This window comes from Bacillus sp. LM 4-2, from assembly GCF_000978495.1.
GTDB classification, from domain to species: domain Bacteria; phylum Bacillota; class Bacilli; order Bacillales; family Bacillaceae; genus Bacillus; species Bacillus subtilis.
Map to the genome: position 1 here is coordinate 717,477 of NZ_CP011101.1, position 16,439 is coordinate 733,915.

At 36.1% G+C, this 16,439-nt stretch carries 12 protein-coding genes and 1 pseudogene; 7 read left to right on the forward strand and 6 right to left on the reverse strand.

From position 1 onward, the window contains the following. Nucleotides 1–221 precede the first annotated feature (221 nt). The 4 genes from rlmD to bslm_RS03640 all read left to right on the forward strand — a co-directional run bounded on the left by rlmD (nt 222) and on the right by bslm_RS03640 (nt 8,359). The gene (gene rlmD, locus bslm_RS03625) at nt 222–1,604 is read left to right on the forward strand and encodes a 23S rRNA (uracil(1939)-C(5))-methyltransferase RlmD (protein ID WP_046380828.1); all 1,383 of its coding nucleotides are present in this window, start codon (nt 222–224) and stop codon (nt 1,602–1,604) included. 1,049 nt (nt 1,605–2,653) lie between these two features. Then, nucleotides 2,654–5,656, forward strand: a complete 3,003-nt coding sequence (locus bslm_RS03630) for a DEAD/DEAH box helicase (protein ID WP_046380829.1) — start codon at nt 2,654–2,656, stop codon at nt 5,654–5,656. Between the two features lie 229 nt (nt 5,657–5,885). Then, nucleotides 5,886–6,488, forward strand: a complete 603-nt coding sequence (locus bslm_RS03635; RefSeq protein WP_046380830.1) for a hypothetical protein — start codon at nt 5,886–5,888, stop codon at nt 6,486–6,488. After that, a complete protein-coding gene (locus tag bslm_RS03640) occupies nt 6,488–8,359 on the forward strand; it encodes a hypothetical protein (RefSeq protein ID WP_046380831.1) in 1,872 nt (623 codons plus the stop codon). Before bslm_RS03635 ends, bslm_RS03640 begins: the two co-directional genes overlap by 1 nt. A 377-nt stretch (nt 8,360–8,736) precedes the next feature. Here the strand turns inward: bslm_RS03640 and bslm_RS03645 are convergent, their stop codons facing one another. From bslm_RS03645 to yeeF, 6 genes are all read right to left on the reverse strand, one after another. Next, entirely contained in the window at nt 8,737–8,934 is a 198-nt protein-coding gene (locus bslm_RS03645) for a hypothetical protein (protein ID WP_003240078.1), read from the reverse strand. Further along, on the reverse strand, nt 8,924–10,051 hold the full coding sequence (locus bslm_RS03650) for a response regulator aspartate phosphatase (protein ID WP_052728183.1): 1,128 nt from the start codon (nt 10,049–10,051) through the stop codon (nt 8,924–8,926). The genes bslm_RS03645 and bslm_RS03650 overlap by 11 nt, the downstream gene beginning before the upstream one ends. 188 nt (nt 10,052–10,239) lie before the next feature. Beyond that, the gene (locus tag bslm_RS03655; protein ID WP_372553893.1) at nt 10,240–10,458 is read right to left on the reverse strand and encodes a hypothetical protein; all 219 of its coding nucleotides are present in this window, start codon (nt 10,456–10,458) and stop codon (nt 10,240–10,242) included. A 167-nt stretch (nt 10,459–10,625) separates the two neighbouring features. After that, complete coding sequence (locus bslm_RS03660) at nt 10,626–11,018, reverse strand: CDI toxin immunity protein (RefSeq protein WP_046380833.1); 393 nt, start codon at nt 11,016–11,018, stop codon at nt 10,626–10,628. Between the two features lie 332 nt (nt 11,019–11,350). Beyond that, a complete protein-coding gene (locus bslm_RS03665) occupies nt 11,351–11,821 on the reverse strand; it encodes an antitoxin YezG family protein (RefSeq protein ID WP_046380834.1) in 471 nt (156 codons plus the stop codon). A gap of 4 nt (nt 11,822–11,825) precedes the next feature. Then, nucleotides 11,826–13,832, reverse strand: a complete 2,007-nt coding sequence (gene yeeF / locus bslm_RS03670; RefSeq protein ID WP_046380835.1) for an LXG family T7SS effector deoxyribonuclease toxin YeeF — start codon at nt 13,830–13,832, stop codon at nt 11,826–11,828. Between the two features lie 166 nt (nt 13,833–13,998). Between yeeF and bslm_RS03675 the strand changes: the two genes are divergently transcribed. From bslm_RS03675 to bslm_RS03685, 3 genes and pseudogenes are all read left to right on the forward strand, one after another. Further along, a complete protein-coding gene (locus bslm_RS03675) occupies nt 13,999–14,337 on the forward strand; it encodes a hypothetical protein (protein WP_021481280.1) in 339 nt (112 codons plus the stop codon). Nucleotides 14,338–14,349: 12 nt separating this feature from the next. Then, complete coding sequence (locus tag bslm_RS03680) at nt 14,350–15,270, forward strand: DUF5655 domain-containing protein (RefSeq protein WP_046380836.1); 921 nt, start codon at nt 14,350–14,352, stop codon at nt 15,268–15,270. 104 nt (nt 15,271–15,374) lie between these two features. Next, nucleotides 15,375–16,378: pseudogene (locus bslm_RS03685) on the forward strand (hypothetical protein). Nucleotides 16,379–16,439 lie beyond the last annotated feature (61 nt).

Genomic DNA, 16,439 nt, shown 5'->3' on the forward strand with positions numbered 1-16,439 from the left:
CAAAATCCTAAAACAGTTTTCGTTTTAGGATTTTGTCATCTTTTCAGCGTGATTGAAAACCTTTGAAGTCTAGGAAGGACGAGCATTGGAGCGGAGCGAATGTTGAATTCGTGAGCACCGAAGCACAGGACTGACAACGAATGCGAAGGTTTACCTACACGCTGAAACTTGGCTTGAATAGGCCAAGTTTTTCTTTCGCTTAAAACTAGAGGTGATTATAGATGAAAATGAAACCCCCAGTAGAAAAAAACGAATACTACGACGTGACATTTGAGGATTTGACACATGAAGGAGCGGGCGTCGCAAAGGTCCAAGGCTTTCCGATCTTCGTGCCGAACGCCCTGCCGGAGGAAAAAGCCCAAATCAAAGTCACACGTGTCAAAAAAGGGTTCGCCTTCGGCCGCCTGATTGAGCTGAAGGAAGAAAGCCCGCATAGAACCGACGCCCCGTGTCCAATTTACAAGCAATGCGGCGGCTGCCAGTTGCAGCACATGACCTATGAAGGCCAGCTCTTGTTTAAACAGAAACAAGTCAAAGACGTCTTAGAACGCATCGGCAAGCTGGACCTTTCAAAAGTCACCGTGCACCCGACACTCGGCATGGAAGACCCTTGGAACTACAGAAACAAAGCACAGGTGCCGGTAGGAGAACGGGAAGGCGGACTCGTCGCCGGATTTTATCAGCAAAGAAGCCATGACATCATCGATATGAGCGCCTGCCTGATCCAGCAATCCAAAAACGACGAAGCCGTCCAAGCCGTCAAAGACATTTGCGCAAACTACGGTGTCAAAGCCTACAACGAAGAACGCCACAAAGGCTGGCTCCGACACATCATGGTCAGATACGGTGTGGTAACGGGAGAAATGATGATCGTCTTCATCACAAGAACGAACGATTTTCCGCACAAAGCGAAGATCATCGAAGACATCACAGCGCAATTCCCGCACGTCAAATCCATCGTGCAAAACATCAACCCGAACAAAACAAACGTCATCTTCGGAAACGAAACAAACGTCATCTGGGGCGAAGAATACATCTACGACCTCATCGGAGACGTCAAATTCGCCATCTCCGCCAGATCGTTCTATCAGGTTAATCCGGAGCAAACAAAAGTGCTCTACGACAAAGCGCTTGAATATGCGGAGCTTCAAGGTGAAGAAACCGTCATCGACGCCTACTGCGGAATCGGAACGATTTCTCTCTTCTTGGCGAAGCAAGCGAAAAAAGTGTACGGAGTAGAGATTGTGCCGGAAGCGATTGAAGACGCCAAACGAAATGCCGAGCTCAACGGCATCACAAACGCAGAGTTCGCGGTCGGAGAAGCGGAAACCGTAATTCCAAAGTGGTATGAAGAAGGCATCACGGCAGATACGCTAGTCGTCGACCCGCCAAGAAAAGGCTGCGACGAAGCCCTCCTGCGGACAATTGTGGAGATGAAACCGAAGCGGGTGGTGTATGTGTCCTGTAATCCTGGTAAGCTTGCAAGAGACCTGCGGGTGCTTGAGGATGGCGGGTACGTGACGCGCGAAGTGCAGCCTGTGGATATGTTTCCGCATACGAATCATGTGGAGTGTGTATCACAATTAATTTTAAAAGATAGTTGAGGGGATTATAGCTCCTAAACCTTTGTGAATTCGTTATATCTTTATTTTGATTTTTTCCAGGTAACGAAGTAACATTTCTATGGTTAAAGTGTTGAACTGAAAAAATTCATTTAATTGTTTTTTGATGGTAGTAAGCTTATTCAATGAATAACCTTACTACCATTATTTTTTGACTTCTATTTCTAAACGTTGAAGTTCCTCTTTAACCATTGCTACAAAATCGACATAGTCCTTTTTGGTAATATCCTCTTGAACGAATTTTCACAAGACATTTCGTTTCAAGTTCAGTTGTCACTCCCTTAGCTTTACAATATATTTTAATCGAGCTGCATTCTTTTTTTAACATTTTGTTTTGGATTTAACTCATATAGTTCAGGTGTTCTAAGCTGTTGTACATCTTTTCCTTCACAATTGGAACAATACCACATACCTTTTCCACAATTTGCACAGGTAAGCAATATTGTTAAAAAAATGCTTGTTCACTTGGTTCCTCCTCTATCGCGTTTCGCATTTTGTTTTAGGAGATTTTAAGCTTAATTTAAATATCTCTCTTAAAAAACCGGTTCATGAGCGTTTGGAATGACAATTCCAATTTTCTTGGTTCATTTTTTTTCTCGATTTGTGACATTCATTGTGGTTTTACTACCTGGTACAAGATCATGGTATAGTGAGGATTTTGTAATATGATTCGTACGAAAGAAACTTGCCATTTAATACAACATTGCGCTTTTCAGCTACTTGGGAGGGGGGATGAACATTTTTTTACACAAAATATCTGATTGTCATCTTCTTGATTTTCTAAAAATTTGCAAAGAATATCACGAAATACCTCTATTGTATCATCATATCTTAATATCAATTGACTATTTGAAATCCTATAGCCATTCGGTTAGAAAATTTTATAATTAGTGTATTTAAATACCAGATTAATGTATAATGAAATAATAGAACTGTTATTTTATAAAGGAAAAAGAGTGACGTATAATACATATTGAGCATAGATGGTAAATAGAATTTTTTAAAAAATATAGAAAGGAGATGAAAAAAGTATGAGAGAAGTTAAGATAATAAATAACAATAAAATAGTAATTAATTTTAAAAAAAACGGGAGGAAAATATCTTCTAAAGAAGTGACAGATTCTTGGCAAAATGGATTTATTGAAAAGATTAATAGAAATGGAAATAATGGGGGATTACGCAAACCACAATATGGGGCGTTATCAGCAATAAGAGCCCATTGGACAATTAGTTCAAAACCGGCAACAATTGTTTTACCAACTGGAACCGGAAAAACAGAAACAATGTTAGCAACAATTCTATCTGAGCAGATTGAGTCAGTACTTATAATTGTTCCTTCAAACTTGTTAAGAGACCAAACCTTTGAAAAAGCTAAATCTTTTGGAATATTACCGGATTTGAAAATGGTTGGCAAAAATATTTTGTATCCGAATACAGTTCTATATAAAACCAGAATTAAAGATGAAACAGAAGTTTGGGAGTGGTTTTCAGAAGCCAACGTCATTGTGTCTACTGTGAATGCTGTTAACGGTTTGTCTACTTCTATTCTAAATAAGTTAGTAGAAAAAGTTGATGTGTTAATGATTGATGAAGCTCATCATATCGCGGCAGGTGGTTGGAGTAGTCTTCGAGAGAAGTTTTTGAACAAGAGAATACTTCAATTTACAGCAACTCCTTTCAGAGCAGATGGGAAGAAAATTGATGGAGATATTATTTATAACTATAGTCTTTCTCTAGCTCAAAAGGATGGATATTTCAAACCCATTGATTTTTATCCTATTGAAGAATTTAATGAAGAGCTTGGTGATATACAAATTGCTGAAAAAGCTGTTGAATTGTTGAATAAAGATTTAGAAGATAAGTACATGCACCAATTGCTTGTCCGAGCAAATTCTAAAAAGAGAGCAGAAGAGTTATACAATAAAATCTATTCGATATATAAAAAATTCAATCCCGTGTTAATCATAAGTGGGCAATCTAAAAAAAATAAAGAGAACTTAAAGAAGCTTAGGGAAGGAATCGCGAAAATCGTTGTTTGTGTTGATATGTTTGGGGAAGGAATAGACATACCAAATCTAAAAATAGCAGCAATTCATGATAAATATAAGTCTTTACCTATCACTCTTCAATTTATTGGGAGGTTTGCGCGTTCTAAAAGTGGAATAGGCAATGCCAGAATAGTGACTAATATTGCTAATGATGATTTAAAAGATGCACTTCAATCTTTATATAGCCAAGATGCGGATTGGAATCAATTGTTAAGTATGCATTCTTCTGATGCAATCCAAACCGAAATAAGTCATCGCAAATTTATTAATCAGTTTTATTCAAATGATAATATTAATATTGATATTAGTCAAATAAAGATGAGGATTAGCACAAGAGTATTTTATTTAGGTGGGGTTCATTGGAATAGAAAAGGCTGGAGGTCAGTCCTAAATGTAGATAAGACTGAATTTTTTATAAATGAAGAATCCTCTGTAATGATTTTAATTGAGAGTATAGAGTCCCAAGTTGATTGGTCGGATCAAAAAGATATTTCTAAGTATAATTATGATGTTTTTATTATTTATGTAGATAAAAAAAATAAACTTATCTTTATCAATGAAACTAATGCAAGTAAAGGAAATCAATTAATAAAATATATGTTTTCTGAAGCTAACCAAATTTCTGGAGAAAGAGTTTTTAGAGTGTTGGATGGAATTAATCAATTAATGATCGGCACATTAGGATTGAAGGAACAACCCTCTGGTAGAATAAGTTTCAGAATGTTCGCAGGAACTAATATAAAGGACGGAATTAATCAAGTAGCAAGAGCAAGTACAACAAAATCAAATTTATTTGCCACAGGATATAAAGATAACAATAAAATTAGTATTGGCTGTTCGTATAAAGGTAAGGTATGGATGAGGTGGGTAGACAGTGTCGTTTTTTGGAGAAAGTGGTGTCAAAAAATTGGTTCACAAATACTAGACAGCTCAATTAATACAGACTACATTTTAGAAAATTCCCTTCAAAGTGAAGAAATAACTGAATATCCTAGAGGAATACCATACAAAATTCAGATGCCTGTTGAATTTGAACTATCAAATTCAGAACTAAAGGCATTCTATATTCCGAATGAGGATAAAGAAATCCCATTTTATTTATGTGAATTCAACAATCCAAGACTTGATGGGAAACAATTATTATTTGAATTATGGATAAATGAAAGAAAGTATACATTTTCACAAACTTTAAAAGAAAGAGGGTTCGTAATTAATAGAATTTTAGGGAAAGATATCAAGATAAAAAAATCGCGAAATATGATTACTGTGGAAGAATATCTTCAAGATAATTTGCCACAAGTAACCTTTTTTAATGAAGATGGTTCATTATCCATAGTTGAAGGAAATTTAGTTGTTAACAAAAAACCCTTAGCAGAAGTATTATTTCCTAAAGAAAAACTTCATATTGTTGACTGGAAGAAGCTTAAAGTAGATATTACAATAGAGTCACAGGGATTAACAAAGCTAAATAATTCAATTCAATATGCGTCAATTAAAAACATAGTCCCAGTAGATTCACTTATTATTTTTGATGATGATAATTCTGGAGAAATTGCGGATATTGTTTGTATATCCACTAACGAAGAACATAGAAAAATTACAGTTCAACTGTATCATTGTAAATACTCTCATGGGACAAATCCAGGTGCTAGATTATTAGATCTTTATGAAGTTTGTGGACAAGCAGAAAGATCTATTACTTGGAATGACTCAATGGTTGAGTTGCTTAAACGGATGCGATTCCGAGAAAATAAGAGAATAAATGAAAATAAAACATCACGATTTGAAAAAGGAAATTTGTCAGATTTAAAAACAATTGAGAATCAGATTAGATCTGGTTTTGAAACAGAAATGAAGATATCAATTGTTCAACCTGGAGTATCCATCTCCAATATTTCTCAACAAATGAATCAACTTCTACTAGCTACAGACACTTATTTGAAGGAAACATATGGTATAGATTTAAATTGTTACTTTAGTAAATAAATTTTATGTAGGTATATACAATTTTACTTTCATTTGCATAGGTATAAGAGCTCTTTATAAGATATTTATCATCTGCAAAAAGTACTCAACATATTTAGAGTGTCTGGCTGTGCTGGATAGGGAAGATTATAAATCAGAAGGCAGAGAATAGGTCCTCTGCCTTCTGATTTATTATAATTAGTGAGCGTCGGTTTTAAATTACTTACTTTATATTATTTGGAGGCTTCCTATGTCAAAAATCCCACCTGAAAAGTATTACGAAGCATGTATTACTTATCATTTAGTAAATTATTTTGAGTTTACATTAGAAAAAAAAATCTATCCTTTTAGTATTAGCCAAATTGAAGAAAAAAAGGAAGGTTACGATTTTGGTTATAAAATGTCAGAAAAATCATTTTTTATACAATATAAAAGACCATATAAGGTAATACCTAAAGACACATACCATTGGAAGATTGAAATAGAACAACTTAAAACAATTAACCGCAAAGCCAATAATATAAATACATATTATGCATTACCTTCTTTTGGAGACAGTATGGGTTGGTATGAAGCTTTAGATAATACTTTTTTTGTTAATTCACGAAGTTTGGAATATCAGATAAAACAAATAAATAGAGGAAGAAATATAAAAACTACTTTTATTAGCCCAGAAAAAATATTACTCGATAAATTTTATAGGATAAGTTGTAATATAGTGGGGGATTTACACAGTGTAGCTGTGTCTCAAAAAAACATCAATAGCAAAATTGGGAATATAACCAACTATATTAAGGGGCTAAATGAAGATGTTAAAAGTTCTACATGGCTGTATATTTTGGAGGAAGACTAATGAAATATGAAAATGTTGAAGTCTTAGGCAGTTATAGTGTAAGAGAAGGGGGAAGTATAAATTTTTCTATGGGTAAAAATTTGGAGCTAGGGACGGAAATAAATACTTATATACATGAATTGTTCCATATGCATCTTACAAATTACTCAAGTTTAGGTTTCTTGCTACTCTTATTTGAAAAAGAGTGTAACCTATCTTTAGAGTACCAAGATGAATTACATTATAATCAAATTAAGGAATTATCTACGATTATCTTTAACCGAACAGTAGATGTTCAAGAGGTCTATGCGAATAATCAAGAACTACTTTGGCTTGAAAACAATATTAACTCTGAATTTAAGGAAAAATCTTTTAAACTTAAGCCTAAAAAATATCAAGAATATTGCAATAAGTTGAATATCATTACGAATGATATGCGTCTAAATAATGAAGAAAAAAGATATTGGATTGATAGAGTATGTTTTTATGCATTAAATATTCAGATTTTTTCTGATAAGTTTATTGAAGCATTGAAATCTAGACAAAAGTTAAGTGAATATCTTTCCAGAAATCATCCGAATAAAAGGCTTGATGAAGCTCTAGTGAAATATTCCAAAAATGAAAAATTTGATGGAGTTGTTGAAATAAGGATTCAAGACATTCTTTCTAAAATAAAAAAGATAAATATAATAAAATATTTTAACGAGATACTATCTCAATTGGAACCAAATGCGACTAATTTTAAGATTGGAGATTATTTATGTGAGAATGACATAAAAAAATTTATAGAATTAAACCAAAAGAGAATGGATGAAAGGGTGAAGTTATTTGATTTTTACAATCTCGATGTTATAAAAGTTGATGATATATCAAACCATTTAAATTTTGGTATTTTTGCTATTAAAAATTATGAGAGTACCATTAACAAAGAGAACTTTTACTATATTACTGAAGCATTGATTAATTTGACTCCCTCATATATAAGTGAAGAAGTCTCGTATGATTTTTTAAATAACCCTAAAATCAAAGTCATTGGTATACCTAGTCAAGAATTTGATATAGCTAAAATGAAACCTAATTATATAGAAGTAAAAGACACTCCAATAGTTGTGTTAATAGATAGTTATAACACCGCAAAAAAAATTTTAAAGGTTTTATTGAATGGTGAGTTGTACGTTGGAGATCTATATGAACAAACTGTTAAAAATTTTTCTACAATTCTGTTTTTCAGGGAGAGAACTGAACCAAAAATAATTTATATCTTTCCTACTTTAAAAAAAATGTCAATTAGATTAGTGAAAGAGTTAGGAATAGAGGATATATTAGTATATTCAAAAGATACACGTTTTAAAAAAATTCTTTCAATATTCAATTGTGAAGTAGAGATGTTAAAGTTCATCAAATGGATATTTAGCTTTATTATGAAGAGTAGTTGTATATTCACATCAATTGGAGACCCTGCAACCAAAATGAGTTTTAATTTAACAAGATCGTTATTTGATGATGTGATGAAGATAAAAATCCCAAATTATTATATCCATTGGGCTGCTCTCCCCACAAAGAAAACCATTGGAGAACCGTTTTATTCTTTGATGGAATTTGAAAATGGAGAGAATATAGGATCTTTTAAAGCAACTAATCAAAATACAATAATATTCTTTCTTAATAAAAATGATGCCGTGAATTATAGAAAAAAAATATTCACAACGGATTCCATGGCTCATAAATTAGAAGTGGTCGGAATAGACAGACACTATTGGAATATCATAGAAAAATATATTTTGGAAACTGGGATAAATATTTGTATTTGCACAGATGTTAATAATAATATAGGGAAAATTATGAAATTAAAAGAAGTAGATAACATAATAACTCAATTTTCAAAAGTTTAGCTACCAAACTATATTTTTGTAAGTATGGTTTTCTGGACTTCATTTTGATTTGACCACACTAATATAATTAATGAAGGAAGTTTTTCCGCGGAATAAAAGTTCACATAGAACATGCTATTGCATTTTTTTGAAAATCCGAAAGTTGCTCTATAATCCACTCTTCTTTTTTATATAGAGTAGCTTCAATCTTTTCTATATCAATATTAGAAGGAGATATAACAGAAACTCCATATTGAGCGTGAGGTTTTAAAAGATAAATGGAGCTAGCTTGTTAATCAGTTACATCTTTGCTTTTGATTGCTCTAATTATACTAATTGTAACCTGAAATTTCTCGTGTTTTTATAAAACAGACGCAGCCTAAAGCTGCGTCTTGTCCTTAACCAAGCGTTCCGTTTTCTGCAATCGTCATTTCCTTGTCAAAGATGGCTTTGTCTGCTAGGGAGTTCGTTGAATCGTTTGCAGCTTTGCTTGTCATGTTTCTGGATGCTACGTTTACTTCATTTCCCAAGGAAGAACTAATAAAACTTACACCGATCAAAGCAATTACAGCGCACAAAGTCAGTTTAAATTTCATACAAACAATCCCCTCTCTGAATTTGTTTGCGGGCATGAACCATCTTTTTGAAACAGATAACAGAATCATCCATCTGCCCAATTTCAGTATAAAACTTTGCGGCTAATAATGCCAACTCTTCCATATAAGGATATCCTTGGGATGTCTCTAATTTGTTGAAAACATTTAATAAAATGGACGCTTCTCCTTTTTTGATAAACAGCGTCTGCAATCCTTCAAACATAATTTTAAATAGGTCATCATCGAATTTACATGCGAAGCGTACGCCTTTTCTGAAACAATCCATTGCCTGTTCTTGTTTATGTTGAAGAAAATAAATTAAGGCTAAATCGTGGTAAGCTTGTGTCAAGTTGTTGAAATTTGATTTTTTAAATTGGAATATCGATTTCTCCATGTATTTTGCTGCTTTCGTCAATTCTCCCATTTTAAGATAACAATTTCCGATATTGAATAAAGCTTGGCCGTAAATCCGCTTGTTTTTGCTTTCAAGCAGCCGTGCGCCTTTTAGTGCCTGTTCGAGGTGAGGGAGCGCCTTTTCATGACTTTCTAAATCGTCGTAATTACCTGCTATTACAAAATGGCATTGTATGCGGCGGACTGAGTAAAGGTCGTGCGTTTTATAGATGTTATACGCCTGAGAAGAATAGTGCATGGATACGTGGGTTTGTTTCATATGATAAAACACTTCAGCCATTTTAAAATAAAATTCCGCCCGCTCAATTTCATCTGAAATATAGGGAATTGTGTTTTCCGCTTTTTGATAGAATGTAATGGCACTTAAGAAATTGCCCTCTTTGAATTCATACATTCCTTGAAAAAAGTAATAGTAGTATTCAACGAGCTTCTCCATCTTCCTGTTGCTGCCTTCAATTCTCTTTAAATATTCTGATAACTCCATTTGGTTTCCTTCAGTAGGAATCACATAGTCAATCATAAGCTGATGGCGAAATGCAATGAGCTGATAGTAAATCAAGAGGTCTTGGTCTTCTTCCATGATGTCAATGTCCCGTTCGATCTCAGCTTTAAGCATTTCAGCGTCAGTCACATTAAACTTTTGAATATGCCGGTTCCACTCATTAATTTTCATCCCAACGTGCGGAGACGAAATCGTGCCCAAACTTCTCACCCTTCCTCTTCTCACTAATTATGTAAATTTTATCAATACTGAATTTTAATAGAAAGGGGTTGAGAGACCGCAAAAAAAATTTTCGGTGCAGTCCGCAAAAGGGAGTTTGGGTGTTTCGCATTATATTTGGTTTTGTGAAGGTAGTACAATCTCAACTTTTGAACTTTGGATTGCGGTTATCACGACTGAGCAGTTTCGTCGTACTCTTTTAGCAGTTTTTCTGTCTTATACATTTCTCTGAGCATAGGATTCATATAGTCGTTAGCTGATTCTAGATATGCTCTTGTCAGAGTATCTAGTTTATTTTTAACTCTAGAGAGGTCTTCTTCGAATTGTTCCTTTGTTGAATGTTGGATAAATTCTTTTGCCTCTTCATATCTTTTTAATATGTTTTTCATTATTGGAGTTGGATTCCGTTTTATTAATTCTTCTCTTACTGTCAAGGTGATGCTCCTTTTATAAAGTGAGATGGGATAAATCTAAAGCCCTCAATTAAGAGGGCTTTAGATTTATTAAGCAGAGCTGGGGTGTGCCATTTTTGAATTTTGGCTGAAGCAGCTTACTACTATTCACTTCTCCCGATTGTGACCTCACCATCATGGAAAAATTCAATAACAAAGCCGTGGTCGCTGTACATAAAAGTATCTGAACCTACAGCAAGTACGTCATCTAGCACTTCTAATGCATTCTCTAATGTAGTCCTCACAACAGGAACATCCGATGGATTCCATAGAAGATTAATGGTTGTATCTACAATCCCTTGAAACTTTAACCAATTATATAGATCATCATAGGTTTCTATACTTTCTTTTTGAGGTACTTTGTCCCAATCAATTCTAGCCCAACTGGTTATCGGGAATTTATTGTTTAGTGTTTCAAAGTATTGTTCGGTTAGCTCATCTGATAAAATTTCTTTAGGATCTTTAAGGGCTTCGATGCATTCTTCAAATAAGTCCAAAATTTCCACCTCGTTATTTGTTAAGATGTTTAAGTAATGATATGAAGGTGTTTTCATCAGTTCGTCAAATTAATTTTAAAGTGCAATAAAAAAATTATCATAAATATGATGATTCGTGGGATGATTAGTTTTCTTCTTTTTTCTGTACTAAAGAAAAGTCTATACTCATCTAAAATTTCAGCGTATAGGTCAGCCTTATTTCATTCAGAAGTAACAAATTATTAAATTGTTCGGCTGACTTTTTATATAATAGGCCTTTTTCGGTTTCCATAATAGCCAAGCCAATCTGAAATAAAAATAGCCCAGCAGTAAAGAGCTGAGCCATTTTTGATTTATAGACTGAAGTAGTTTATTACAAAATCTTTGTCTTCCTTATCTTCAGGCAAGATACCTAAATTCTTATATTCCCATACTACTTGCCGTTGTGTTCCGTTTAAGTCTGAGGCAATGACATCGGTGTAATCGTAGTCTATCGAGAATTTGCCGGTATTCTCTAGTTTAAGCGTTAAATTGGTCCAAGTATCTTGGTTGTTTGCTTTAAATTCTTCTCTTAACTCCTCGAATAATTCTTGAAGTTCAATTAATAAACTTACATATATTTTTTTACTAACATCGAATTGTTTCGGTATATCATGAGAATAGATATATTCTTCACTTTGCGGTGTATTGAAGAAAAAGTAAACTTCTGATGAATCATCTAATATTTCCGCATAAAGAACGATTTTTGTCCATTCAGATGGAATCATTTCATTAAGTTGTTCTGCTATTTGTTGATATAACTGTCCCATTTTCTCAGTTTCCATAGCTTTAACCTCCAGCTTGGTTTTTTATTGTCACGAATTTCGTTTTATTTCCAATCGTATATTCGATTATGAATTTTGTAGGTCTTAAAGAGTCACCTTTATATATAGATTCTATATTAACATTAACTCTTTTAGGGGGTTCTTCTTTAAGAGCCTTTGCCCATTCTTGCTCCATCTCATACCATTTCCCACCGCTCCTATTAATCTGAGAATTCATCGGCACGATATTGTCAAACTGGCCTGAGCCTTTGAATTGGGTGGCGATTAAATGGCCGCCGTCATCGTCAGGCTTTCGGTCCTGCGGCTTTCCAGCATTCGTTTGTGCATATTGGTTTCGTTTCGCTTCTCCCAGCTGCAAGTCTGCTTTGACACTTGTAATTCTACCATAGTTGTCAGTCGTGTACGTGTAGCCTTCTTTTGTTTTGTAGATGATATTAGGCTTCAGCACTTTCTTTCTGCTCCATCTTGCGAAATGCTCGCCGTATTTGACGGTTACCGGCGGTACATGTGGCGCTGGAGTTCGTCTTCCGCTTGATGACGTTCCGTATGGTTTCGGCAGGATGACCTTGGCGAATTTTTGCAGTCCTTCTTTAAGCGTGACCCCGTTGACTGCGTTGTAAGGAACGCCTGCCGGCACTAAATCATGACGGGGATGATACGGGAGAATATCCGCAAGTGTGAGATCTCCGATTTGATTTAACTTGGTTTTGACGTGTTTTTTTGATACTTCAATGCCTGTGTTTACTTTTTGTTTGATGTGATCAACGGTTTGTTTTGAGACTGTTATGGCTTTTTGGGCTGTTGCTGATTTGCTTGCTGCTGTTTTGACTTTGGTCGTCACTTTGGCGGCTGTGCCAGTTTTTGAGACGGCTCCTACGCCTTTTGTGCCGACAATTGATGTGACAACAGTGCCAACCGCATATGACACCCATCTTGCTCTTGAGTAGGTGTCACCATTCACCATGTCTTTTTGATACGATTCTTCGATTGCCGCTGAAATGGCTTCATACGTTTTGATCGGGTGAGCCATCGCTCCGGTAATCGCTTCAACGGTTCCTCCCGGATCTGTGACCATATCCCACAGGCCTACGACCGCGTCTTTCCCGGAATCATAAAGGCCGACGGCAACCCCTTTGAAGCCTGCTTCAAGCTCACGCGTGTTTTCAATTTGGGTGAAGTATCTCTGTTGTTCAGCTGTCAGATTTTCATAGCCGATCGTTTTTGCCATTTCGTAGAATTCATCGGCATCTGCATAATCGTAGTTTTTCAGTCTTTCTTTCAGTTTCTCAATCTCGCGTTCCTTCGCTTCCTCTTTCTTAATCTTCAAGTAAGCCTCAGTCCGCTTTTCAATGTCGCCTTTTTTCTTATGTATGTCACTCTCACGGTACGCCTTGGCGTTGTAGTGGATGGGTGTGGCGTTTTTGCCTTTACCCGTTGCTTCTTGGAGCTTTTGGAAGTCGGATTTGATGAATTGTTCGTTTGGTTCAGACAGGGCGTATTCTGTTTTCAGGTCTTCGTCCAAGGCGTCCAATTTTTCCAGTGTTTTTTTGCGTTTGTCGTTGGCATCGGCCAGCTCGTCTTTGAAGGTTTCTGTTGAAAACAGGTCGAGCGGGAGGATGTCGTCGATATCGTTTAGGATGTCTTTCATCGCTTTTTTCTGTTCGGACATGATGGATTTAGATTTTTTATTGGCATTTGCCAGTTCGTGCTCCAGGAAGGATTCTTCGATGTATGCGTCTGAGAGGCCTTTGTCTTCGGCGGCTCCGGCGATGCTGTTGAAAAATGCGATTTTCATGTCGATGTAGTCGATCCACTGGTCGGCGACGCCGACGTGGTCGTGATAGAATGCCTTGATGTTGCTGGCGCCTTTTCCTGAGAATTCACTGTCACTGAGATCAGCGACTCCTTTTAACGCTTTTCTCAAGTTGACCATTTGCGTTCTTAGTTCTTTGTACTCTTTTGCACGGTCTGTCGCTTCCGAAAGCAGTGTTTTCGCTTCAAATACTTTCATGACCATTTCCCTTCTTTTGTTCACTCAATATCAAAATTTTACCACGGGGTGGGATGATGGTGGGTGTGAGAACGTGTTTTGGTGGAAAAATGAGTCATTTGGCATGTGTCTAAGTGCACGGTTTTGATAAGATAATGATAGATCAATAAAAAGGGGAAGAGCTCATTTGGATAAAGACTTCTTAATCATAAAGATCAAGGATATTCAAAAAGGCGACACGCTAACGAACCGCGCTTGCGGGAACTGGGATATGAAATTGTCCAGAGCAAAGGAATGTAAACGGGCAATTGTTGTTCGGAGCGGTGTGATTTTAAATGTTTACAAGATCGTTGACGCTTGGGAATCTGATGAACCAGCCAAAATCACTAAAACGAACAATAGAGTCCGGTTTCAATTGGCAGAGTGCCGAGACTATTCTTATTTGATTGGCGGTACGCTGAAAACAAAAACGCAAAATCCGGTTTCGAGTCTATCCTTAGAAACCTTAATGGAACTAGTAAAATAAAAGGGGTCCAGCATGTATCTCTATAAAGTAAACAATCAAAATCAAATCGAAGATATTCGCGAGAAACCGTTTAAAAAAGAAAAAGAGATTCAGGATTTATGTGAAGCCAATCTTCAGCAAATGTTGGGGCTAGGGTTTGTGAAATCTGAATTCAGAATCAGTAATTTCCGCATTGATACGTTAGCGTTTGATGCTGAGACGAAATCTTTTGTGATTATCGAGTATAAAAATACGAAAAACTTCAGTGTTGTTGATCAGGGCTACGCCTACTTAGCGGCAATGCTCAATCATAAAGCAGATTTCATTCTTGAGTACAATGAAAATCATGATCTTCCGTTAAAGCGGGATGATGTAGACTGGTCGCAGTCGAAGGTCATTTTTATCTCACCTGTATTTACGGTGTATCAAAAGCAATCGATCCATTTTAAAGATCTGCCAATTGAATTGTGGGAGATTAAAAGGTACGAAAATGATCTGATCCAGTTGAATCAAATGAAGGCTGATGGCGTCTCCGAGTCGATTAAGACCATTTCACGGCAAAGTGAGACCATTCAAGAGGTCAGCAAAGAAATTAAAGTGTTTTCTGAAGAGGATCATCTTGCAGATAAACCGTTTGACATCATAGAGCTTTATCAGCAGCTAAAGGAATTCATTTTTAATTTGGACGATCATATTTCAATCAAACCGACCAAGCTTTATATTGCGTTTACATCTAGTAAGCGAAACTTCGTTGATATTCTACTTTTAAAAAGCGGACTTAAGGTGTGGGTGAATATGAAAAAGGGAGAATTGCATGATCCCGAGGAGAAAATGCGCGATGTCTCTGAGACCGGCCACTGGGGAAATGGCGACTATGAGATTTTCATAAAAGATGATGAACACATTGAATATATCATGGGGTTGATCAAACAATCCTATGAGAAAAATAAATGAGAACTTCCATTGAGAGGTTCTTTTTTTATTGGGTTCCAAGGGAAATGTACAGGGCATGTTGAAAACGATATAGAGTTCCGGACCATATATTGGGAGTTGTTTATATGAAGAAGCGTTTTATATTATTGGGTTTGTTCGCAAGTGTTTTTATGTTGGCTGTCTATATTTCCTTTCAAAATAAGAATACGCATCCTGTCCAATCTCCCGTCATCCACCCCGAAGAAGACCGCATCTTTTTTATCTACTCCAACCCTTTCATAAAAGAAAGCACGCTGCTTTCAACCTCAACAGGCGAACGGTTTAACAGGCGCACGTTCAAGGTGGCAGATGTGCCTTTTATTCAAACGAAGTCGTACAAATCCACAGACATTGTATTATTAGCGGAACACGAGCCTTTTTACTATACGTTAAAGAAGGATGTGATCAAAGAGCATCCGCTGTCAGATCCATTTGCGTTTTGGTATGAGGGGAAGGATGTGTCTGTTAAGGCCTATAATGTTGATACGACGGGGAATGAGATCCGCATAAATGATAAAAAAATGAAGAAGGAATATACCCTTACCTTGCCTTCGCTTGTCACGATGGGGGCCAGTGATGAGAACTATATTTATATCATTCAAAGTATGTCTATTTACGTGATTGACAGAAAAACAGAGGAAATGATTGAGACCCTGAGCTTAGCCTCATACGCTGATCAATTCGCAGACTCGAAGGAATTTATTGTTGCGAGCTCGGAGCATGAATTGACTGTGATTGAAAAAGAGACATGGAAGGCGACATATATTGCGTATCCTGAAGATCTTGAATATGCAGATACTGTGTATTATGACAAAGAAAGCGGCAGTTTTTACGTTACGTACGAGGACAAAGAGGGTGAGGCGAACTTGCTGGAGTATGGGAAGGAATTTTTCATACATATAGTTTGAATTTCCCTTATATGGAAGCGAAGTTTAAGGGGAATCTATTGTATATAGTTGCCCAGGAAGAGCATAAACAGGGCATCGGCGGGTATGTGGGTGTGTTTGATATTCATTCTAAGAAGATGCTTTATCAGTTTGATTTGCCTGAGGAACAGGTGAAGGTGCAGGATTTTGTTGTGGTTGATTAAAGTGAAAGCTCTTAGCGTCTTTTTCTTTTTTGTTCAAGTGTTGATCTTTGCTGATAACAGT